This is a genomic window from Frankia sp. R43 (assembly GCF_001306465.1).
In the GTDB taxonomy this organism is placed as follows: domain Bacteria; phylum Actinomycetota; class Actinomycetes; order Frankiales; family Frankiaceae; genus Parafrankia; species Parafrankia irregularis.
Genome location: NZ_LFCW01000007.1, coordinates 128,157 through 149,844, shown reverse-complemented (window position 1 = coordinate 149,844; position 21,688 = coordinate 128,157). Strand labels below are relative to the sequence as shown.

The following is a 21,688-nucleotide window of genomic DNA, read 5'->3' as shown; positions in this document are numbered from 1 at the left end:
TTCCCGGCATCCCGGTTGACGCTGTCAACCATAGGCGATCGTGGTTGACAGCGTCAACCTGCTGGTCGTCCTATGCTTGCCGCATGGCTGCGGGTGAGCATGGCTGCGGGTGAAACGGGGGAGGCGCTGGTCGCCGCCGCTGTCGCGCTGCTCGACGAGGGCGGCCCAGGTGCGGTGACCCTGCGCGAGGTCGGGCGCCGGGCCGGGGTCTCGCACAACGCGCCCTACAAGCACTTCGCCGACAAGGAGGCGCTGCTGGCCGCCGTGGCGGCCCGGGAGCTCGCCGGCCAGGGCCGGGCCGTCCGCGATCGGCTGGCCGGGCCGCAGCCGCCGGGCGGCGTGGTCCGGTCGATCATGCATGCCTACGTCGCCTGGGCGCTGGCGTATCCGGCCCGGTTCAAGCTCGTCTACGGCGCGTGGACCAGAGGCTCGGCGGAGCTGGGCGAGGCGGCCGCCGCGACCCGATCGGCGTTCGTGTCGGCGGTCGCCGAGGCCCAACAGGCCGGCCAGCTCCCGGCAGGGGATCCCGAACGGCTGACCGCGCTACTGCTCGCGCTCGCCCACGGCGCTGTCGACCTCGCGCTCGCCGGTCACCTCGCCGCTGCCGGCAAGGGCCGCGCGAATCCGTCCGACCTGGTGGACGATCTGCTTACCTACCTCGGGCCGCCCACCTCGGCCTGATCGCCAGGCCAGCCGGCCCGAGGGCAGTCGAAAGGGGAGTCGGTGCGGCGTCTGGAGTTTCTGGATCATCCGGGCCCCATCCCGTTCGCGCACCGCGGGGGCAGGGGGAACTGGCCGGAGAACTCCTGGCCCGCCTTCGAGAACGCGGTCGGGCTCGGCTACCGGTACCTCGAGACCGACGTCCGAGCGACGAGCGACGGGGTCGTGCTGCTCCTGCACGACGAGACCCTCGACAGGGTGACGGACTCGACCGGGCTGATCAGTTCGCTGACCTGTCGGGAGGCGGCCGGGATCAGGCTCCGCTCGCCCGGGAACGCCCACCAGCCCGGCGCGGAGGCGGACCAGGAGATCCCGCGGCTGGACCAGCTGCTCGACCGGTGGCCCGACATCCGCGTGAACATCGACATCAAGGAGCCGGGCGCCGTGGCTCCCACCGTTGACGTCATCCGGCGGGCGAACGCCGTGAGCAGGGTCTGCGTCACCTCCTTCCGGGACGCCACGATCCGCCAGGCGCGCGGCCTGCTCGGCGAGAGCCTCTGCGTCGGCGGCGGGACCAGGGTCGTCGGGTCCCTACGCCTGCAGAGCCTGTTGCCTGCGGCCGCCCAACGTGGGCGACTGCGCGCGAGGGCCGATGTCGTGCAGGTCCCGACGGCCTTCCGTGGTGTGCCCGTATGTGACGCGCGCTTCGTGCGCTGCGCGACACGGCTCGGCGTACCGGTGCATGCCTGGACGATCAACGACACCGACGAGATGGAGAGGCTGCTGGCTCTGGGCGTCCAGGGACTGATCACCGACCATCCGGAAGCGCTGAAAGCCCATCTCGTCAGCCGCGGCCAGTGGTGGGGGGCCTAGCGCTGGAATCCGGGAACGGCCGCCCGCCCAAGCCGGCCTATCCGGACCCGCCCCACAGCCTGAAAGCGCTGGTCCTGGCCGCGGGACGGAGCAAGGCACGGTGGGCCACCCGGCGGCCTGCCACCCACCACGGTCCGGACAAGCCAGCGCCGCGGTCCGGCATTCACGATTCCTCGCCCCGCGGTCCGCCTCGCCGCCCGGGGTGTCTCCCGGGACATCGACTGACCGGAACAGCGGCCGTTCGGCGAATGGTGCCCCGGCCAGCCCGAATCCACCGACTACCGGCTGTTCACCCTGCCCCCGAAGTGCCGCTGCGTTGCCTCGTCCGGATCGCGAAACCATGCCAGCGGATCGAGCACGACTGTCTGACCGGCGCCTGCCGCACCTGCCACCAACCGCACGAACCGTGATCCACAGCGCGCATCACGGCAACCGGAGCCACCTAACCAAAGTCCCACTAGATCATCGATCTCACGTGCGCCAACGCGCGGACTCTGCTTTGGCCCCGACGCCGACCTGCCGGAAGAAACCGGCCACATGGGACAAGCCCTTAGTCGGACGGCCTACCGGTCTCACCTTGTTGGGCGAGCGGATCACGCCCCGTCGCGTGGACGCTCTTGCTACCCTCGACCGATATCGCTAAGATATCGGATACCGCCCTAGATGCGCCGGAACGGGGGAGAGCGCATGGGGATCGACCGTGCTGATTTCGTTAAAGACAGTTCAGGCCTGGCTGGCCGCAGCATCGACGAACCGATTTTCGGTCGGCCTGACCGGGACGCACCGGGCAGGCCACCGAATGCCAAAACGGGCCCATGCGGAACCTGACCGAGCGGGAGGCGGCGGTTCTCGCGGCGGCGGACAACCTCGCCGACGGCCACGCCTACAGAACACCTTCGCCAACCGAGGCCGCCATACTCCGGTCAGCCGGCGAGATGCTTCTTTCGGTCGATCGGCGCGATCTGGCGACGCTCGAAGGGGAATATCTCCAGGCCTTCTTCGCTCTCGGCCACCAGAGCCTCGATCCAAGCGCCTTCAGTGTGTTCCAGTGCCTGTCGGCGTCCATGGCGCTGGAAATCATCGGTAATTATTGCCGGCTGGCTCGGATATCCGTCTCGCTGGTCGAGCCCTGCTTCGACAACCTCAGTGATATCCTCAAGAGGCACGGCGTTCCTCTGCGTCCGATCCCGGACGCGCTGTTCGCTGATCCGGCCGCGCTGATCCGCAGGCTGGAGGAGGACCAGTGCGACGCCGTCCTCCTCGTCAGTCCCAACAATCCGTCTGGTCGCCACCTCAGCGAGGCCGCGTTCCGCGCGGTAGTCGACCACTGCGCACACCACCGCAAGATATTCGCCCTCGATGCGTGCTTTCGCTTCTACCTGCCAGAGGAGCATGTCTACGACCAGTATGCTCTGCTCGCCGCCTCCGGTGCCGACTGGGTGGTGGTGGAGGACACGGGCAAGACTTGGCCCACTCAGGAGGTCAAGGCGCCCTTCTTTGCCGCATCGCGCTCCCTCGCAAGCAGCCTTGGGGCGATCTACAGCGACTTCCTGCTGCTCGGATCGCCTTTCGCGATGAGGCTGCTCACCGAACTTGTTCGCGCGTCGTCGGACGACGGACTGGACTCTGTTCGTCGGATCGTCAGGAGTAATCGTGAAGTCCTCGACGCCTGCCTCGCAGGCACGGCCCTGCGGTCCGTCGGCGAATCCTTCATGAGCGTCTCCTGGCTGGCGGTCGAACCGCCGGCGACTGCGGAGGAGTTCTGCGCGCTCCTGGCACGCAGGGGGGTGCATGTTCTACCTGGGGGACCCTTCTTCTGGTCGGACCCGACGCAGGGCGCGCGCTTCCTGCGTGTATCGCTGGTCCGGGATCCGGAAAGTTTCCGTAGATCCGCCGAGGTGATCGCACAGACCTGCCGGGCCCGAGCCGAGGTCTGAGGTGGCGGACATCCGCGCTGCCGATCTGGTTCACGACTGGAATGGCGAAGCCCCGGTAGCGCTCACCGCGATCACCTTTGAAGAGGACTTCCGGGACACCCTGCAGAGCGTTCGTGTCGCCCGCCCTTCGACGCGGGAGCGTTGCCGTCTTGTCGATCTCAGCGCGCAGACCGGAGTGCGGCTGCTGTTCATCGGATTTCCCGCGGTGTCAGCCCAGGAACGAGACCAGTGCGTCGGCGTGGTCAGGCATCTGGCAGCCACGGGCAGTCCCGCTGAGCCGATACTCATGGCACGCGTGCTGCAGGCCGACCTCGATGCGGTGAAGGCCGTCGAGCAGGACGCCGGCAGCGCGGTTACTGTCGATCTTTACATCAGTACCAGCAAACTCCGGGCAGTCGTCGAGGGCCGTCCGATCGACGACCAGCGAGCCCGTCTCCGCCACGTCGCCCGGCAGGCGACCAGGAACGGCATGACCTTCCGCATCGCGTTCGAGGACTCGTCGCGCACATCACCCGCAGTCCTGCGCGACGCCGTGGCCGAGGCGGCGCATCTGGGCGCGTGTGCGGTGGTTCTCAATGACACGGTCGGGGCCGCCCTGCCGCATGGAGCGGCCACGCAGGTCGCCTTCGTACGTGCCATCTTCCAGGACGCGGGCGTGGACCTTCCGATAGCGTGGCACGGCCACAACGACACAGGGCTGGCACTCGCCAATGCCCTGGCCGCGGTTTCCGCCGGGGCGAGTCAGGTGAGCGGAACCTTTCTCGGTATCGGCGAACGTACCGGAAACATTCCGCTCGAGCAGCTCATGTGGCTGGCGCATGAGGCCGGTCATCCGTACGTGCGCCCCGAACTCCTCCCAGGAATGTGCGCTGCCGTCGGTGCCGCGCTGCGGATCGAGGTGCCACCGCAACAGCCGCTGGTCGGCTCCGATGCTTTCAGCACCTCGACGGGCACACACGCGGCCGCGGTAACCAAGGCGAGTGGACTCGGCGCAGACTTCGAGGATCTCGTGTATTCTGCCGTAAAAGCGCGATCACTCGGCCGCACCCAGGAAATACTCCTCGGACCCAACAGCGGTCGCGCCGCGGTCGAACACGTACTCCGTGCGCAGGGTCACGAATCATCGCCGGAGACCATTGCGCATGTTCTGCTGCACTGCAAAAGAACAATGACCGTCCTGCGGTCACGTGAACACTTGTTGTCTGTCATTCACCGTAAATCGTCAGACCCGGACACCGCGCGACGGGGCCAGGGGGCGACGACCAGCGAGCCCGCGGCCGACATGCGCAGAATATCTGACACGGATCGGAGCCCCGATGCGTCTCGTGAACTACCGGATACCAGGCCAGGGCCAGCGGCATCCGTCATCCGTCGGCGTTCTGCTCGACGGCCGGGTGGGTGACGTCAACACCATCCTGAACAGGTCATCGGTGGGGGGCTGTGACGGCCGGCGAGAACGTTACCAGTCGCTGGACGAAGTGTTGCGAGCTGGGATTCTCGGGGAGATCTCGGGCGCCTTGGAAAATCACGAGGACGACAGCAGGCCGCGGCGCGAGAACTGGATCGAGCTGTCCTCGTTGCGGCTGCTGCCAACGGTACTTCACCCCACCAAGGTGATCGGGGTCGGCATGAATTACCACAGCTTCACCGCCCAGCTCGGAATGGCCGCCCCTTCGCATCCCGTTCTCTTCCACAAAACCTCGTCGGCGTTGTGCGGCCACGGGCAGGAAGTAGTCATCCCGGGAAACACCCGACAGCCTGTTCCGGAAGGTGAGCTCGCAGTTGTCATCGGTCGGCGCGCGGATCGCATCGCCCCGTCGGAGGCGGACCGCCACATCGCCGGCTATACGTGCGCAAACGACATCAGCGCGCGAGACCTGGAGTTTCAGACATCGCAGTGGACCAATGGCAAGATGCTGCCGACGTTCGGACCGCTGGGGCCGGCGCTGGTGACCCCGGACGAGATCGACGACATCGGCAATCTCGAGCTCCGAACGGTACTCAACGGCATCACAGTTCAACACGGAAACACCGGGAACATGGTGTTCCCGGTGCGGGAGCTCATCAGCCTGATCTCCATGCTGGTAACCCTCGAGCCCGGGGATGTCGTCCTCACCGGAACGCCTTCCGATCTTGGTGCGAACACACCTCCGACATTTCTCTCTCCGGGCGACATGGTAGAGGTTCGGATTGCAGGTCTAGGTCACTTGAAAAACCCGGTCGTCGCAGCAGAGGTACCGCAGAGGGATCCGTACTCCAAGGGGTACCGTCATTCTTTCCCGAAGGTAGATCATGGAATATTCTGACGATCCTCCAGTAATTCGATCCTATCTCGCGGAACGAGACTCGCTCATTATAGAATGGAACACCGGGCAGGCGTCGAGATTTCACAACCTTTGGCTGCGCGACAACTGCGCCTGCGCGAGATGCGGGCCGCATGACCGCGGCAGTCGACATCAGCTCCTCCTTGACATTCCAGAGGACATTGCGCCTTCGTCGGTTTCTGTCAGGCATGGGAAACTGAAAGTGGTCTGGTCCCACGGCGGTCACCGGTCCGAGTATGATCCGCTCTGGTTGCATGCGCATTCCTACGGCTCCTCGGTTGTCCGGGGCCGAAGCGGCCTCCGCAAAACGCTGTGGGACTCCGCGCTGGGTGAGTGGCCGTCGGTGCGTTGGGACAGGATCTCGAGTGATCGCGCCGAACGTCACCGTCTGCATGCATGTGTGGTCGAATTCGGGTTCGTCCTCGTCCGCGGGCTCGGCACCGAGAACGACGCGATCGAGCGTCTCGGGGAGGAGATCGGATATATCCGGGAGACGCACTACGGCCGGGTATTCGACCTCGTCACCCGGGTGAGGCCCACTATCCTGGCCGACCTGGCAGGCTCGTTACCACCACACACAGACGAAGTCTATCGATCGGTGCCGACCGGCATCAACATCTTCCACTGCATCACATCGAGCCCGGACGGCGGAGGCATATCCCAGCTGGTGGACGGCCATCGCGTCGCCGCGCATCTCGAAGAGCACCATCCGGATGATTTCGAACTGCTGACCCGGGTTCCGGTGCGCCACGAGCGGCGCATACAGGGGCAGGTGATTATCGCCGAGAACCCGCCTATCACTCTGGACTTCCGCGGCGAGGTGGCAGAGGTCAGACTGAACGAGCGGACCATGACCGCGCTCCGCGCCGACCAGGACCTCATGCTTCCGACCTACCTCGCGCTGCGTACGTTCCTCCGGATCGCCTACGACCCGATTCACCGCATCGAGTACCTCCTGAAACCCGGCGAGGCACTTGTCCTCGACAACCTGAGGGTCCTGCATGGGCGGTCCGCGTACAAGGGAGCGCGACATCTTCGGCAGGCCCAGGTTATGAGGGATGAGTTCTTCGCCAAGTTCACCGCGCTGACAGAGGAGATGGCCGCAGGAGGTGACGGTGGCCACTATGTGGATGCGAGCACCTCGTAGCTGGTCCCGGCGCGGTTGCTGTGTCGTACCCACTTCTCCGCGCGGCACAGCGCGTTACCGTGAGCATGAACTCCCGACGGGCCGACCAGAAGGTGTAGGTTCACAGCCGATGAACGGGATCAGTAGACGCGCGGACATCACGCGCTCGCCCACGACGCCCGGCCAGCGGCGTGACTGGAACGTTCATCATGAAGGTCGGGCCACCTCATTCCTTAATCTCTCCGTCGTATTCCTTATACAAGGCGGCCTCCAAGAGGAGGTGTTGCGGCGCGCAGTCGGATCACTGGTCGCCCGCCACGAGCAGCTTCGCTCCCGGTTCGAAGACGCGAACGGCGCTCTTGTCCAGGTGATCGAGCCCGCGAAACGGTCCAGCTCACCCCGACTCTCGGTCGAGAACGGCAGTGGCAGCGGGCCGGACGGTCACCGAGAATGGGCTAGGACGTTCGTTGAACGCTCCTTTTCTCTCCACTCTGAGGCGCCGTTCCGAATCGGCATCCACAATGCCGACGGCGACGGGCAGGCTCTGGCGATCGTCATGCACCACATCATCTCGGACCGTCTGAGCCTGGGTGTAGCCGTTCGAGATCTCAACGAGTTCATCCTGGCGGAGATCGAGTGTCGGAGCCCGCGGCTCCCTGACATACCCCTCCGGTTCGCGGATTACGCTTCATGGTGGGAGGAACAGCGCTCATCCGGAGGATTCACCCGGAACTTTGATTTCTGGCGTAGCCAGCTCGACGATGCGCCGATTGATCTGGGGCTGCCGATCCGCGCGGCTCCTCGGTCGGCGGCACGATACGTTCAGCACATCCCGGAAACGTTGGCGGAGGGCCTGCAGCGGGGGGCGGCGGCGCTGCGAACCACCCCCTACGTCGTCCTGCTGACGGCCTTTTCGGGTGCTTTGTTCGAGGCGACCTCCAAGGCTGATCAGGTTCTGCAGTGCGGATACGCAAACAGGCAGCCTGCTGCACTACGACATGCTGTCGGCCGCTTTTCGAGCAACATGGCTCTGCGTATACGGGCAACCTCGGAAGACCCGGCGGGCCAGCTGCGGTCCATCCACGCGGTCGCGATGCGGGCATACACCAACGCGGTGGTGTCGCTGGACGCAGTCGACGAGAGCGGCGTGCTACCCCGCAGGCACGCTCCCGATGCCATGACTACCGTGGCATTCCAACTGGTCGAAGGTGTCGACCATTATATGAGCGTCCCGGGTCTCGACATCGCGGCCGTCCCCATCTCACCTGGGTCAACCCAGGACCTGCTCGATGTCGTGGTCGAACGAATAGGAGAACGGCTCACACTCCACGTTGTCTTCTGCCCCGAGGCACTGGACCCGTCCTGGATCGTCTCGCTTGCCTCAAGGTTCATCAGCCACCTCGACCGCCTCCTCGCGAGTGGGGCGCCCTGATCCCCCGCCGGCCCCCGGGACGGCGCCGGGGCACCGGCCGCAGGATGTATCGGATTTTCATCCGTTGGTGTCGTCCGCGCGCCGGATGCGCTGCTTCGGCCATGACAGACTGGACCCGCTCGTGAGTGAGTGCACAGAGAATCCGGTCAGCTCCGACTCGATCGATGATCCGGTTTGCGTCCGGCTGGATCATCTCGTCGACTCGACGTCTCGACGCCACCCGGACGCCGTCGCACTGGAAACTGCCGACGGACATACGCTGACCTACCGCTCACTGGTCGTTGCGGCGGAACGTGTCTGCCACGCTGTTGCCGGGAGCGGTGTGAGGATTCCGAATCGAATCGGTCTGGTCGCGTCGAAGTCGGTGGAAGCCTATGTTGCTTATCTCGCGATCCTGAAGCTCGGCGCGACTATCGTGCCGATCAGCAGTCGAGCCCCGCTTGCGTGGCAGCGGACAATGGTTCAATGTGCGGGACTTTCCCTGATCCTCGCCGACCCAAAATCGTGGGCGGGTGCCCGAGAGCTGGAGAATCTCGCCGCCGTCTCCCTGGTTCCCAGCCCCACGGCCGATCCGGCTCCAGATCCGGTCCCTTTCGCACGGGAGGAACCCCAGGCCGCCGGCGAGGCGACCGCGTATGTTCTGTTCACCTCCGGGAGCACCGGTCGCCCCAAAGGGGTCCCGATCTCACATGCAAACGCGCTGAGTTTCGTCAGGTACATCGTCGATAGGCATCGACCGGGTCCCGGCGACCGGATGACCCAGATCTTCGACTTCTCGTTCGACCCGTCGATATACGATCTCTTCGTAGCCTGGGGATCGGGTGCGACGCTCGTCATCCCCGGCCCCACGGACGTGATTCACCCAGTCAGATGGGTGAGTTCCCGGCGCATATCACACTGGATGTCGGTGCCGTCGATCATATCCATGGCGGCCGCGCTTCGGGAACTTCCGGCCGATTCCATGCCGTCGCTCCGGCTCAGCCTCTTCTGCGGCGAGCAACTGACTGTCGAGCAGGCGGAGGCCTGGATGAGAGCGTCTCCTGCGGGCACGATCGAGAACGCCTACGGCCCCACCGAGCTCACGGTCACCGTCACTGCGCACAGGCTCGCTGCCGACATGCACACGTGGCCCCGCACGTCGAACGGCACAATACCGATCGGCCAGCCCTATCCCGGCCACGACGCGATTGTCGTGAACGACGGCAGGGAAACAGACGAAGGCGAGCTGTGCATTCGTGGGGCGCAACGTTTCGCGGGATATCTCGATCCACAGGAGAACGCCGGCCGCTTCCTCAGGGCCGTCGGCGGCCACCTCGAGCCCTTGCGCGAGAACTGCCCTCCGAAGCCCGATGACTGGTACCGTACCGGCGATCTCGTCCGTCGCGACGGCGACGGTACGCTCACCCATCTCGGGCGCCTCGACTCTCAGGTCAAGATCCACGGCTTCCGGGTGGAACTGCACGAGATCGAGGGAGCCCTACGTCTTCATCCGGAGGTCATCGATGCAGTTGTGGTGGCTATCTCGGCGCGCCTCGGCGGTGCCGAGCTCGCCGCCTACATCCTGGGCGGCGAGGTCGATCCACGCGAACTGCGCGCTATGTTGGTCGAGATACTCCCAGAATACATGGTTCCACCCCGCATCCGGCGACTTGAGATGTTCCCGCTGACCAGCAACGGGAAGGTCGATCGACCGAGGCTCGCCTCGATGGCGACAGAGATCGGTGCGAGGCGCGCCGAGGGGAGATCATAGGTGTCCACGTCATCGACCCCCGGAGAGTCGGCGCGTGCTGTTGCCCTGCGCCACTGGTCGGAGGTGACCGGTGTACCGGTTGCAGCGGTCGCCGATTCCTCGCATTTCTTTTCCGACGGTGGAAACTCGATGCTGGCCGTCGAGCTCGTCACGGCAACCGGTGAAGAACTTGGCATTTCGGTGGAAATTGACACGATTCTGCTGGATGGCACCTTCGGTTCTTTTCTGCAGACGGTGGAATATGCGATGAAGCAGTCCAGGGGAAACCCGGAGGTCTCCTTGGCGTGTGATTCCGCCCAGGCCGAATCCGACGGCCCCGGGCGCTCCGGTTTCCGTTGATCGGAGCTGTGGGTTGCGTTTCGTGGGGCTGGTGGCCGGCGGCTGGGTCTATCGACCGCGAGCCCAGGCTGAGGTGGCGAACTGCCGCATCTGGGCCAGTCGTTCCCGGTCCTCCGGGGCGGTTCCGAGGAAGCCGCCGTGCCCCGCGGCCTCGAAGACATGCAGCTCGGCGTCGAGGCCTGCCCGCAGCAGCGCCCGATGGAAGCGCACCGTGTCCGACAGCAGGAGATCGCGGGTCCCGCTGAGCAGGATGGTCGGCGGGAAGCCCTTGGCCAGATCGCCGTGAAGCGGCGAGAGGTAGGGATCGCGCAGGTCGTGGCCGCCGGCGTAGAGCAGGAGCGACTGTGCGAGGTCCCGGTCCAGGATGGAGTCGATCCCGTGGTTGGTGTGGAACGTGTCGCCCCAGGTGCCGAGGTCGACGACCGGCGTGTTCATCACCGCGGCGGCCGGTAGCGGCAGGCCCTCGTCGCGGGCTCGCAGAATCGTGCTCGCGACGAGCGAGGCGCCGGCGGAGGATCCGCCGAGGACCACGTCCTGCGGCCGGTACTGATCAAGCAGCGCCCGGTAGGCGGCGACGCAGTCGGTGACCGCGGCGGGGTACGGGTGATCGGGCGGCATGCGGTAGTCGACGGACCACACTCGGGCACCGATCCACTGCGACGTGTTGTACGTCCGTGCCCGGCAGACCGCGCCACCGCCCTGCACGAAGCCACCACCGTGGAAGTCGAGGTAGACCCGCCGGTCGTCGCCCGCCGTCCCGACCGGGGCGATCTCGTAGACCGGAAAGTCACCGAGGTCGATGTCGCGGACCTCGGTACCTGCCGGGAGCGGGGAGGCCGCGGCGAGCGCGGCCTGGTCGCGTTCGGCGATCACCCGGCGCCAGCCTTCGACGTCGTCGAGCGCGGGCCACCGCGTCGCGGGGGTCAGTACCCCCAATCCCAGCGTCGCCTGCGCCTCGGGGCTCACGCTCGCCGGTACCGGCACGACTCGCTCGGGGACGCGCAACGCCGGCGGCAGTTCGTCAGGTCCGACCGCCCGAGTGCTCATGGCGCCACACTGCCAGCAATTCGGCGCTCGTGTGTCCTCCAGGGCTCCGGCCGGTCCCGGCCACCCGCGACGCGGTACCGCGGAACCGCCGCGATGTGACCCCGGCACCGCGGAGCCGCCGCGACGCGGCACCGCGGAACCGTCGCGTCGGGGTGCCGCGGAACCGTTGCGTCGGGTGCCGCGGTACCGGCAGGGCGACCTCTCGCTGACTCCCGGTGTCGCATTTCTGTTCCGGGGCCGGAATCCGTGCTCGAATTAGACCATGAGATGTTGCATGAATCGCGCGATGCTGCGTCCTGGACGAGGCTCGGGCACGGCGACGGCCGGTCGGCGGCGGGCCCTGGGGTGGCATCCTGGCGCGGTGGGCCCGCGATCGTGCGCAGCAGCCGGGAACGCAGCAGCCAGAGATGAGAAGGGCCAGGCCATGTCGCAACCGTTGACAGTTCCCGTCGACTGGGACGAGGTGACCCCGCAGTGGATGACGGCCGCGCTCGCGCGTCATCACCCCGACGCGCGGGTCGGCGATGTCCGGCTCGTCCTGCGTGACGACGGCACCAACCGGCGGGCGCGCTTCGAGCTGGACTTCGCCGCCGGGTCGGGCCCTCGCCGGGTGTTCCTGAAGGCCGAGGGCGCGCACCGGCTGGTGCACAGCCGCAACGGGAATCTCTTCAACGAGGTGGACCTGTTCGCCGCGGAGGTTCCCTTACCCGTCGACCACCCGCTCGTCTACCAGGCGCTGGTCGACCGCCCCGGCCTCGACTGGCTCCTCGTGATGGAGGACGTCACGCTGCGCGGCGCCGACCCGCGGGACGCGACCCGGCCCCTGACGGTCGACCAGGCGGCGGCCGGGCTGCGCGGACTGGCCCGGCTGCACAGCCACTACTGGGACTTCGACGCGGCGACCCAGCCCGCTCTCGCCTGGGTGCGGACCTGGGAGCCGACCGACGGTTTCGCCGGCGGCCTGCGATCACGCATCCCGACCGGCCTCGACCGGGCTGACGGCCAGCTCCCCGCCGAGGTGGTGCGGTACGGCGCCGACGGCATCGTCGACCTGTGGGCGCGCTACGTGGCCGCGGTCGGGCAGGAGTCGCCGACCCTGCTGCACGCCGACGCCCACATCGGCAACACCTACGTCCTGCCCGGTGACGACGTGGGCTTCCTCGACTGGCAGGTCGTCCGGCGCGGTGGCTGGTCCCAGGACGTCGGCTACTTCCTGATGGGCGCGCTGACGACGCCGGACCGGCGGGACCACGAGACCGACCTGCTGCGGCACTACCTCGACGCGCTCGACCTGCCGGCGGACGCCCGTCCGTCCTGGGAGTCGGCCTGGCGCCGCTACCGGGCCAGCGCCGCCTACGGCCTCGCGATCTGGCTGTCGACGCTGGGCACCGACGGCTGGCAGCGCCACGACGTCTCCCTCGCACTGGTGGGGCGCTACGCGACGGCGTTCCGCGACCTCGACGCGGAGGCAGCCGGCCAGCCGTGATCTCACCGGCACGGGATGCGCGCGCACCGCGGCCGATCCGGCATCATCTCCTCCGATGGCAGGGAGCCGCGTACGGGTTCGACCGGCATCGGCCGGTGACGCGACGCCGCGGAAGGATCTGGTGGTCGTTGACCGTGGATGGGCCTGAGGCAGAACGGCCGTCGGAACAGCCGGCAGAGCAGCCGGCAGAGCAGCCGGCGGAGCAGTCGGCAGAGCAGCGGGCGGAGGGGGCCCGGGGCGCGGGCGGTCGCCGTCACTACGAGAGCCCGCTGCGCCGCCAGCAGGCCGCCGTGACGCGGGATCGCATCCTGGCCGCGGCGACCGAGATGGTCCACGGTTTTCCGACCTGGGACTGGGGAGCCCTCACCATCCGGGCGGTGGCGCGCCGCGCCCAGGTGAACGAGAGCACCGTGTACCGCTACTTCTCCAACGAGCGCCGCCTGCGCGACGCGGTGATGCGTCGCCTGGAGCAGGAGGCCGGGGTTGACCTCGAAGGGCTCCGGCTGGAGGAGTTCGGCGACGTCGTCGGGCGGATGTTCGCCTACCTGTCCTCCTTCCCGGTGGCCCAGCCGCCGCCGGAGGATCCGACCTTCGCCGACATCGACGAACGCCGGCGCCGCGCGCTCATCGCCGCCGTCTCCGACGCCGCCGTGGACTGGCCGGACGAGGAGGCCGAGCTGGCCGCCGCGATGCTGGACGTCTTCTGGAACGTCCCGTCCTACGAGCGGCTGACGGTGACCTGGAAGCTGGATCCCGAACGTGCCACCCGCGCCGTGAACTGGGTGATCGCGACGCTGGGCGCGGCGGTCCGAGCCGGCGACGGTCCTGGCGGCGAGCCTGACGGCGGGCCGGCGGAGGCGAGTTCCGCGGGCAGCGGATGAGGACAGCCCGGCGCGCGGACGGGCGGCGGCCGAGGGCGCAGCGGTGACGACTCCGGCCGGCTGTGGCGGACGGGCCGGGGGTGACGCAGGACGCGCCGGCCTGACGGCTTCCGATAGGAACTCGTCATGGAACTTGCCGGAAAGACCGCCCTGATCACAGGCTCCACCGGAGGCATCGGGCGGGAGACAGCCAGGCTGATGGCGGCGGCCGGGGCTCGGGTCGTCGTCACTGGCCGTGACGCCGCCCGTGGAGCCGACCTCGTCGCGGAGATCGCGGCGGCGGGTGGGTCGGCCCGGTTCGTCGCGGCTGACCTGGCCGACCCGGCCGGGCCGCACCGCCTCGCGTCGCTCGCGGGCCCCGTCGAGATCCTGGTCAACAACGCGGCCGCGATTCCCAGCGCGCCGACGGTGTCGCAGGACGTCGAGTCGTTGGACGCGGCGCTCGCCATCAACGTCCGCGCGCCCTACCTCCTGACCGCCGCGCTGGTGCCCGCGATGGTCGAGAAGGGCACGGGCAGCGTCGTCAACATCAGCACTCTGGCGGCGCGGGTCGGCATGCCCGGCTTCTCCGCCTACGGGGCGACCAAGGCCGCACTGGAGTCGCTGAGCCGTGCCTGGGCAACCGAGTTCGGCCCGGCGGGCGTCCGCGTGAACACCGTCGTGCCCGGACCGACCGGCACCGACGCACTGGTCGCGGCCACCAGCGCGGACGGCCTCGACCGGCTCGCACGCAACACCCTGCTCGGCCGGCTCGCCACACCTCGCGAGATCGCCGAGACGGTCGTGTTCCTTGCCTCCGACCGTGCCCGGTTCATCACGGGCGCGACGATCGCGGCCGGAGCGGGCCGGCCCGCGATCTGAGCCCTTCGACCTGCCAGGCAGGTCCCCCCGGGTCGCTGTTCCTCTTCCCGCCCCGCCGGGATCCGAATTGGTGCGAGACTTCATGCATCGATCTCGCTATGCTCGTTTCGTTTCGTGGCGCGGCGATGCGGATCCGGCCCCGCCCGGCCGCCCAGCCGCGGTGAGAGGGCGAGACGGCGCACGCGGCAGATCCCGTCGCAGAGAGGACGAACCTTGAGCACCGACAGCGCGGTCCACTGGGATCCCTACGACCCGTCACTGGTCTCCGACCCGTACCCGGTCTACCGCCGGCTGCGGGAGGAGGCACCGCTCTACTACAACGCGGAATACGACTTCTACGCGGTCAGCCGGTACGTCGACTGCGAGCGCGGGCTGCCCGACTGGCAGACGTTCTCGTCGGCGCGCGGCGGCATCCTGGAACTGATCAAGTCGGGCATCGAGATCCCGCCGGGCACGCTCATCTTCGAGGACCCGCCCGCCCACGACATCCACCGCAAGCTGCTCGCCCGGGTCTTCACCCCGCGCCGGATCAGCGAGCTCGAGGCGAAGGTCCGGGCCTACTGCGAGCGCACGCTCGACCCGCTGGTCGGCGCCGGCAGCTTCGACCTGATGGCAGCGGTGGGCACCGAGCTGCCGATGCGCGTCATCGGCATGCTGCTCGGCATCCCCGAGACCGACCAGGAAGCGCTGCGCGACACCGCCGACGAGAGCCTGCGTACGGAGGCCGGCGGCCAGATGGACTTCAAGGGCGGCGCGATCCTCAGCAACGAGGCGTTCGCCGAGTACATCGACTGGCGGCGCGACAACCCGTCGACCGACCTGATGACCGACCTGCTGTACACCGAGTTCGAGGACGAGAACGGCACGGTGCGCACCCTCACCCGGGACGAGGTGATCACCTACACCACCGTCGTCGCCGGCGCGGGCAACGAGACGACCGGTCGCCTGGTCGGCTGGATCGGCGCCACGCTGGCCAGGAACCCCGAGCAGCGCCGGGAGATCGTCGCCGATCCGTCGCTGGTCCCGGCCGCGATCGAGGAGATCCTGCGCCTCGAGCCGCCGGGCCCCTTCATCGGCCGGTACGTCACCCGGGACGTCGAGTTCCACGGCCGGACGGTTCCCGCCGGCAGCGCCATCCTGTTCATCGTCGGCTCCGCGAACCGGGACGAGTCCCGGTACCCCGACGCGGACCGCCTCGACCTGCACCGCCGGATGGGCAACCAGCTCACCTTCGGGCTCGGCGCGCACTACTGCCTGGGCGCGGCGCTCGCCCGGCTCGAGGGCCGGGTGGCGATGGAGGAGATCCTGCGCCGCTTCCCGTCCTGGGACGTCGACTGGGAGACCGCGAAGCTCGCCCAGACCTCGACCGTCCGCGGCTGGGAGTCGCTCCCGATCACGATCGGCTAGCGCGGATGCCGCGCCCTGCACCGGGGTTCGCCGAGTTGACGGGGGCGCGGGTCTGATGCGTGATTGAGGTCTGCCCGGTTGCTGTGCCGGCGGCACGACGGAGAGCCGGCACGGCGGCGGGCGGTCGGGTCGCCGGGCGGTCGGGTGGCCGGGCAGTTTGGGGCCGGGTGGGCCTGCGGCGGGACGAGTCGAATGGTGGTGCGGGATGAAGGCGGCCGGGGGCAGTCGCACGGCGGTGCTCGTCTGCCAGGGGAGGGCGGTCGCGGACGGGCTGACCGCCACCGGCCGCTTCGCCGACCCGCTCGCGGCGCAGCTGCTGCGCGGCGAGGAGCGGCGAACGGTCGAGCAGGTGCGTGCCGGCAGACCGCCCGCCAGCCTGCCCGACCGCATCGACTACGAGTCGGTACGGGCCTGCGCCACGATCATCGTGCCGCGGGTGATCGCAATCGACGACGCGCTGCGCGACCATCCGTCCCCGCAGGTCGTGCTGCTCGGCGCGGGCCTGGACGATCGAGCCTGGCGGATGCCGGAGCTCGCGGGCAGCGTCGTGTTCGAGGTCGACCATCCGGCGTCCCAGCGGGACAAGCGGGAGCGGCTCGCCGGCCTGGGCCAGCCGTGGGTGACGGGCCCGGGAGAGATCACGCGGCCCGCCGGGCCCGCCGGACCCGCGGAGCCGGTCCGGTTCGTCCCCGTCGACTTCGCCCGGGACCGGCTCGGCAGCGCCCTGGCCGCCGCCGGTCACCGCGCGGACGCGCCGACCACCTGGATCTGGGAGGGCGTCGTCCCGTACCTCACCCGGGCCGAGGTCGAGCGGACCATGGCCGTCGTCGCGGGCCTGTCCGCTCCCGACAGCCGCCTGATCATCAACTATCAGGCCCGCCAGGTCCGGATCGCGATCGGGCAGTGGATCGCCCGGATGATGCACACCCTGGCCCGGCGGCGCAGCATGTGGGTGAACGAACCGTGGCGCTCCTACTGGACGGCGGCCACGATGTGCGAACTCCTCGGCCGGCACGGGTTCACCGTCCGGCGCGACGAGGACCTTCTGGCCATCGCCGAGCGCCTGGACACCCCGACCTCCCGCCGCAACTCACTGCGCAGTGGCCGGGTCGTCGTCGCCGACCGCCCGCAGTGACAGTGAACCCGGGTGCCCCGGGGTACCCGGGAGTGCGGCTCGATCAGGAGCGCTGCAGGGCGAGCACCGGGATCGTCCGGATGCCCGCGGCCTTCGTCTCGTACTCCGCGAACCCCGGGTAGCGGCGCGCCTGCTCGGCATAAACCTGGTCGCGTTCGGTGCCGGTGAGCTCCCGGATGCCGACCTGGTACGTCTCGGCGCCGCGCTCGACGGTCGTCGCACCGGCGGACGTCAGGTTGTAGTACCAGTCCGGATTCGACGGTGCGCCGGCCTTGGACGCGAACACGTAGATCGTGTTGGTATCGGCGTCGTCCGCCAGGTACATCATCGGATTGACGTATTCGCGACCGCTCCTGCGGCCCCGGTGATGCACCAGCACCATCGGGGCGCCCGCGAAGTTCCCCCCGACCTGCCCCGCGTTCGCCCGGAACTCGGCGATGATCTGCGCGTTCCAGTCGTTTGCCTCGGCCATCCCGACATCCCCTCCGGTGCCCCTGCGTCTTTGGTGCCCCTGCGTCTTTGGTGCCCCTGCGTCTTTGGTGTGCCTGCGTCAGCGTGCCGCCGCGCCAGCCTGCCACTGTGTGAGCTTCCCGCTGCCGGGCGGCGCAAGACAGTCGCGCCACCGGCGGGGCCGGGCGCAGGGCGGTTCCGCGGAACCGCGGAACCACGGAACCTGCCCAGGCCCAGAACAGTCCGTCCTAGGCCGCGCTGCGCCAGGCCTCGGCGAGGGCGGTGAAACTGGCCTGGCGCCGGGCCCGGTCCAGGCTCGGGGTGACGACGACGATCTCGTCGGCCTGGGCCTGCTGCTTCATCTCCAACAGGCGGGCGGCGACGGCCTTCGGCTCTCCGGTGACCATCCGCCCGTCGTCGCGCCGCGCCGCCCGGAACCGCTCGGAGCGGGCGAGGCCGTGGACGTCCTCGGGCCGCAGCGGTTCCCGGACGCCGCGGCTGATGTTCTGGATGGTGAGGGTCCATGCCGCCTCGAAGTCCAGCGTGGCCTCCTCGTCCTCGCTGGCGAAGGCGAGTACGGACATCGCCGAGTACGGCCTGTCGCTGCCGCCGCGGGCGGTGAACTCACGCCGGTAGGCGCGTAGCGCGTCGAACGCCAGCTCGGGGCTCATGTGATGGGCGAACACCGCGCTCAGGCCGTTGACGGCCGCGAAGCGCGGGCCGTACGGGCTGGAGCCCAGCACGAACAGCTCGGGCCGCTCGTCGACCACCGGCGCGGCGACCAGCCGCGCGTACGGATGATCGGACGGGAAGCCGTCGCCGAGGAACGCCAGCAGCTCACCGACCTGGTGGGGGAACTCCGCGCCGGCGTCGGCGCCGCCACCCCGGCGCAGCACGTGCGCGGTCAGCGGGTCGGTGCCCGGCGCCCGGCCGAGCGCCAGATCGATGCGTCCGGGATACATCGCCACCAGCGTCCGGAACAGCTCCGCGACCTTGAACGACGTGTGGTTCGGCAGCATGATCCCGGCCGCGCCGACCCTGATCCGGCGGGTGAGCGCCCCGACATGCGCGGTCAGCAGCTCAGGGGCGCTGCAGGCCAGGCTGTGCATGTTGTGGTGCTCGGAGACCCAGTACCGCCGGTATCCGGCCACCTCGACGGTCTGCGCGATGCTCACCGCGCCCGCGATCGCGGCCGCCGGGCTCTCGCCGTGCTCGATCCCCACGAAGTCGAGCACGGCCAGCGGAAGGGATTCGTCGACGTCGCTCACTCGTAGTGTCAATCCCGCCCCGCCTGGAGGCATTCCCCGCGAGAGCGCGGCATCTCGGCTCAGGAGCGCTCACGGTTGCTCCGGTGCTCCGGTGCTCAGGTGCTCAGGTGCTCAGGTGCGGGTGCTCAGGAGCGCAGGATCTCGGCGAGCTCGGGCCGGACGAGGCCGTCGAGGCTGCTCCACGGGACGAGGACGCTCTGCGGCCCGAGCACGTGCGGCAGCTCCGTCACGATCACCACCAGGCCCTTCGGGTTCACCACGAACTGCTGGTAGTTGGCCGGCAGCGGATCGGTGACCCCGCCCGTCGGGCCGTCCGGGAACCGCCGCTCCAGCTCGGCCCGGACGACCGGCTCCAGCCGGCGCAGGCCCGCGTCGGTGGAGGTGAAGACGTCCTCGATGGTGACGCGGTCACCGGTGCGCAGGTCGAAGACCAGGCCGCTGGCAAGCTCACTGGGATGCGCCGCGCCGGGCGGGTACCGGTCGCCGCCGAAGGACAGCGCCAGCACCCGCGCGCCCACATGCGGATCGCCGGCCGTGAGGGTGAGGGTCTCGTGGGCGGTGCGGGTCTTCTCCTGGCTGACGTACTCCGCGATGGCCGCGTTCACCCGGCGAACCACTGCCGCGTCGGGGCCGGCCAGCACCGGCACCTGCGCGGTGTAGCTGGCGCTCGGCTCGATCGCCCCCCGCTCGTTCCTGATGGTGATCCGGTAGGCCGACGACCCGCCCGGAGTCCGGGTGGTGGGGGAGTTCGGCTGTCCCACCGGCACGGCTGGTGGTTTGTCCCGCGGTGTCGTGCGCGTGCTGGCGTGAGCGTGGGTGCCGGTGCCGGTGCTCTTCCCGCTGCCGCTGCTCGGCTGGCAGCCGGTGACCAGCGTCAGCGGAGCCCCCAACAGCAGGACGCAGGCGACGGCCGCCGTCACTGGACCGCGGGGCCGCGACCGGACCAGGCGGAGAGCGCGGCGGGGCAGGCCGGGGCCGGTACCGGCGCTGTCGTCCTGCTGCTGACCTCTGGGCCCTGAAATCCTGATCACGGGCTCATGGTGGCTCGACACCGTCATTCGCGCTGAAGCCAACGCGACAGGGTGCCGGTCGGCTTTCCGACGGTTGCCGCAGGAGCGGTCCCCGGCCTCAGCCGGCGGAAGGGTGCCGGGCCTCGGCGACGTCGAAGCGCAGCCCGGAGACCGGTGGGCCGATCAGCGGCAGCTGCTGGCGCTGCATCCACAGCACGGGGCGGCCGTCGGTCCGCCGAGCCAGCTTCCACTGCCGCTGCAGCCGCACGCCGGTCGTCGGGAGCGCGGCCGGCTCGATCTGGTGCACGGGCCCGGCGGCCGGCGCGTGCGGGTCCTGGAGCAGCGGGCTGACCGGCGCGGGCATCGGCACCGGCGGGCGTGCCTCCAGGTCGCGCAGCTGCCCCTGGACGAAGCGCCGCCGCCCGTCGACCTCGCGCACCGGATATGGATGCCAGAACCTGGGCAGCGTCGTGCTCGGCCGGTAGGAGTAGGTGACCGGCTCGCTGCCGAGCACCTCGCCCGACGTGGCGGGCGCCTGCGGCGGGAGCCCCGGCGGTGACGTGGGGCCGGTGGCCGCGGACGAGGGAGCGAGGTCGCGGCCGGCGGCCCGGTGCTCGACGGCCCACAGCAGGTTCGCGTCCTCGTCGAGGCCGACGGCGACGTCGTCGACGGGCCGGTCGCTCAGCGGCGTCACCGCCGTCGGCCAGATGGCGAGGGTGGACGGTTCGAGGCCGGTGATGCGGAACAGGCTCCAGTCCGCCGGCGCCGTCAGCACGACCTCCTCGTCGAACGAGTTCACGACGACGACTTCCCGCAGCGTGACCAGGGTCCCGGCGCTCGCCTCCACCGGGAAGCTGAACCAGTCGTCGGCGTGGGACATCACCAGGTCGATCAGCAGCATGGTCGCCAGGTGGCTGCGGTCCGGCGGGAAGCCGCCGATGTCGACGTGCGCGTTCTCGATCTGCCACCAGCGGGGATGCGGCGCGCCCGGGTATTTCAGCCGGCTGGGCAGCACCTCCCGCAGCACCTCCGGGCCGCTGCCCGGGGCGGGCGGCTCCTTGGCCTGGACCGAGTACCAGTCGACGTCCCCGCCCCGATGGCGAGGTACCTGAAGGGCCACACCACCACTGGTGAACTCCGCGGTGTGCACGAACTCGGCGGGATCCCACAGGTCGGCGGCGGGAACGGTCGGCACGCCGGGGAAGTCGGCCGCCGTCAGGCCGAGCTCGGCGCGTCGCCGGTAGGCCGTGAGGCCGTCGACGCCGGTGCCGTCGAGTGTGTCGTAGGGCGGTGGGAGCCCGTCGAGCCGCAGGCTGGTGTCAGCCAGCAGCGCCGGCCTGGACGTCGCGAGGTCACGGCCGACGCGGATCCGGCGGCCCGGTGTCCACCATTCGTCGGACTCCGCCTCGATGATCGCCTCGGCGGGCACGACCGCGGGATCCGTCGTCTGGTCGGGGTCGGTCGCCGGCGGCAGCAGCGGGTCGACCGGGTGATGCGCGGCCACGTGGCGTACGAGGGTGGGGGAGGCGGCGTCCTCGCCCTGGTGCTCGCCGAGGTGCCACTGCCGGGCCAGGAACCACGCCGGGTCCGCGATCTCGGCGCGGAACCCACGGTCGAGGTCCGTCACGGGGCGGATCGGCTCCAGCCGACGTCCCAGATCGAATCGCGTCATGAGGCGCTCCGCACCGTCCGCTGCAGCACT

The 21,688-nt window shown here is 69.2% G+C and carries 19 protein-coding genes; 14 read left to right on the top strand and 5 right to left on the bottom strand.

Going from position 1 to position 21,688, the window contains the following annotated elements; translation table 11 throughout:
* Positions 1–99 precede the first annotated feature (99 nt).
* The 9 genes from ACG83_RS28225 to ACG83_RS28180 all read left to right on the top strand — a co-directional run bounded on the left by ACG83_RS28225 (position 100) and on the right by ACG83_RS28180 (position 10,441).
* On the top strand, positions 100–681 hold the full coding sequence (locus tag ACG83_RS28225) for a TetR/AcrR family transcriptional regulator (RefSeq protein WP_054569608.1): 582 nt from the start codon (positions 100–102) through the stop codon (positions 679–681).
* A 42-nt stretch (positions 682–723) separates the two neighbouring features.
* Positions 724–1,533 (top strand): glycerophosphodiester phosphodiesterase, encoded by an 810-nt coding sequence (locus tag ACG83_RS28220; protein ID WP_054569293.1) that lies wholly within the window; start codon positions 724–726, stop codon positions 1,531–1,533.
* An 815-nt stretch (positions 1,534–2,348) separates the two neighbouring features.
* The gene (locus ACG83_RS28215) at positions 2,349–3,470 is read left to right on the top strand and encodes a pyridoxal phosphate-dependent aminotransferase (RefSeq protein WP_054569292.1); all 1,122 of its coding nucleotides are present in this window, start codon (positions 2,349–2,351) and stop codon (positions 3,468–3,470) included.
* 1 nt (position 3,471) lies between these two features.
* The gene (locus tag ACG83_RS42980) at positions 3,472–4,872 is read left to right on the top strand and encodes a hypothetical protein (protein WP_076827262.1); all 1,401 of its coding nucleotides are present in this window, start codon (positions 3,472–3,474) and stop codon (positions 4,870–4,872) included.
* Positions 4,865–5,776, top strand: a complete 912-nt coding sequence (locus ACG83_RS28200; protein ID WP_161934801.1) for a fumarylacetoacetate hydrolase family protein — start codon at positions 4,865–4,867, stop codon at positions 5,774–5,776. The genes ACG83_RS42980 and ACG83_RS28200 overlap by 8 nt, the downstream gene beginning before the upstream one ends.
* Positions 5,763–6,941, top strand: a complete 1,179-nt coding sequence (locus ACG83_RS47655) for a TauD/TfdA family dioxygenase (RefSeq protein ID WP_083473627.1) — start codon at positions 5,763–5,765, stop codon at positions 6,939–6,941. The genes ACG83_RS28200 and ACG83_RS47655 overlap by 14 nt, the downstream gene beginning before the upstream one ends.
* 109 nt (positions 6,942–7,050) lie before the next feature.
* Positions 7,051–8,352 (top strand): condensation domain-containing protein, encoded by a 1,302-nt coding sequence (locus ACG83_RS28190; RefSeq protein WP_161934800.1) that lies wholly within the window; start codon positions 7,051–7,053, stop codon positions 8,350–8,352.
* Between the two features lie 121 nt (positions 8,353–8,473).
* Positions 8,474–10,102: an amino acid adenylation domain-containing protein gene (locus tag ACG83_RS28185; RefSeq protein WP_200931387.1), complete on the top strand. Its 1,629-nt coding sequence runs from the start codon at positions 8,474–8,476 to the stop codon at positions 10,100–10,102.
* Positions 10,103–10,441, top strand: a complete 339-nt coding sequence (locus tag ACG83_RS28180; protein ID WP_083473625.1) for an acyl carrier protein — start codon at positions 10,103–10,105, stop codon at positions 10,439–10,441. It abuts the gene before it with no gap.
* A 48-nt stretch (positions 10,442–10,489) separates the two neighbouring features.
* Here ACG83_RS28180 and ACG83_RS28175 read toward each other — a convergent pair whose 3' ends face one another.
* Positions 10,490–11,488 carry an alpha/beta hydrolase gene (locus ACG83_RS28175; protein ID WP_054569284.1) on the bottom strand — a complete coding sequence of 333 codons (999 nt, stop codon included), beginning with the start codon at positions 11,486–11,488 and terminating at the stop codon, positions 10,490–10,492.
* Positions 11,489–11,912: 424 nt separating this feature from the next.
* Between ACG83_RS28175 and ACG83_RS28170 the strand changes: the two genes are divergently transcribed.
* From ACG83_RS28170 to ACG83_RS28150, 5 genes are all read left to right on the top strand, one after another.
* On the top strand, positions 11,913–12,974 hold the full coding sequence (locus ACG83_RS28170) for a DUF1679 domain-containing protein (RefSeq protein WP_054569283.1): 1,062 nt from the start codon (positions 11,913–11,915) through the stop codon (positions 12,972–12,974).
* A 134-nt stretch (positions 12,975–13,108) separates the two neighbouring features.
* A complete protein-coding gene (locus tag ACG83_RS28165; RefSeq protein WP_369812929.1) occupies positions 13,109–13,855 on the top strand; it encodes a TetR/AcrR family transcriptional regulator in 747 nt (248 codons plus the stop codon).
* A gap of 126 nt (positions 13,856–13,981) precedes the next feature.
* The gene (locus ACG83_RS28160; protein WP_054569282.1) at positions 13,982–14,716 is read left to right on the top strand and encodes an SDR family NAD(P)-dependent oxidoreductase; all 735 of its coding nucleotides are present in this window, start codon (positions 13,982–13,984) and stop codon (positions 14,714–14,716) included.
* Between the two features lie 213 nt (positions 14,717–14,929).
* The gene (locus tag ACG83_RS28155) at positions 14,930–16,123 is read left to right on the top strand and encodes a cytochrome P450 (RefSeq protein ID WP_054569281.1); all 1,194 of its coding nucleotides are present in this window, start codon (positions 14,930–14,932) and stop codon (positions 16,121–16,123) included.
* Between the two features lie 205 nt (positions 16,124–16,328).
* Positions 16,329–17,258, top strand: coding sequence for a class I SAM-dependent methyltransferase (locus ACG83_RS28150; RefSeq protein WP_054569280.1), 930 nt, complete (start codon positions 16,329–16,331; stop codon positions 17,256–17,258).
* Positions 17,259–17,301: 43 nt separating this feature from the next.
* On the opposite strand, the gene ACG83_RS28145 is transcribed toward ACG83_RS28150, so the two are convergent.
* The 4 genes from ACG83_RS28145 to ACG83_RS28130 form a co-directional block, all read right to left on the bottom strand.
* Positions 17,302–17,730: a nitroreductase family deazaflavin-dependent oxidoreductase gene (locus ACG83_RS28145; protein WP_054569279.1), complete on the bottom strand. Its 429-nt coding sequence runs from the start codon at positions 17,728–17,730 to the stop codon at positions 17,302–17,304.
* A gap of 226 nt (positions 17,731–17,956) precedes the next feature.
* A complete protein-coding gene (locus ACG83_RS28140) occupies positions 17,957–19,009 on the bottom strand; it encodes an LLM class flavin-dependent oxidoreductase (protein ID WP_063793228.1) in 1,053 nt (350 codons plus the stop codon).
* Between the two features lie 92 nt (positions 19,010–19,101).
* Positions 19,102–20,007 carry an RsiV family protein gene (locus tag ACG83_RS28135; protein ID WP_235498238.1) on the bottom strand — a complete coding sequence of 302 codons (906 nt, stop codon included), beginning with the start codon at positions 20,005–20,007 and terminating at the stop codon, positions 19,102–19,104.
* Between the two features lie 97 nt (positions 20,008–20,104).
* Positions 20,105–21,658 (bottom strand): hypothetical protein, encoded by a 1,554-nt coding sequence (locus ACG83_RS28130; RefSeq protein WP_054569277.1) that lies wholly within the window; start codon positions 21,656–21,658, stop codon positions 20,105–20,107.
* Positions 21,659–21,688: the final 30 nt, after the last annotated feature.

Bases quoted from the DNA above. Each gene is read 5' to 3' on its own strand.
- ACG83_RS28170 (WP_054569283.1), top strand. From the start codon at position 11,913: ATGTCGCAACCGTTGACAGTTCCCGTCGACTGGGACGAGGTGACCCCG.
- ACG83_RS28175 (WP_054569284.1), bottom strand. From the start codon at position 11,488: ATGAGCACTCGGGCGGTCGGACCTGACGAACTGCCGCCGGCGTTGCGC.
- ACG83_RS28190 (WP_161934800.1), top strand. From the start codon at position 7,051: ATGAACGGGATCAGTAGACGCGCGGACATCACGCGCTCGCCCACGACG.
- ACG83_RS28130 (WP_054569277.1), bottom strand. From the start codon at position 21,658: ATGACGCGATTCGATCTGGGACGTCGGCTGGAGCCGATCCGCCCCGTG.
- ACG83_RS28145 (WP_054569279.1), bottom strand. From the start codon at position 17,730: ATGGCCGAGGCAAACGACTGGAACGCGCAGATCATCGCCGAGTTCCGG.
- ACG83_RS28215 (WP_054569292.1), top strand. From the start codon at position 2,349: ATGCGGAACCTGACCGAGCGGGAGGCGGCGGTTCTCGCGGCGGCGGAC.
- ACG83_RS28140 (WP_063793228.1), bottom strand. From the start codon at position 19,009: ATGCCTCCAGGCGGGGCGGGATTGACACTACGAGTGAGCGACGTCGAC.
- ACG83_RS47655 (WP_083473627.1), top strand. From the start codon at position 5,763: ATGGAATATTCTGACGATCCTCCAGTAATTCGATCCTATCTCGCGGAA.
- ACG83_RS28150 (WP_054569280.1), top strand. From the start codon at position 16,329: ATGAAGGCGGCCGGGGGCAGTCGCACGGCGGTGCTCGTCTGCCAGGGG.
- ACG83_RS28225 (WP_054569608.1), top strand. From the start codon at position 100: ATGGCTGCGGGTGAAACGGGGGAGGCGCTGGTCGCCGCCGCTGTCGCG.
- ACG83_RS28160 (WP_054569282.1), top strand. From the start codon at position 13,982: ATGGAACTTGCCGGAAAGACCGCCCTGATCACAGGCTCCACCGGAGGC.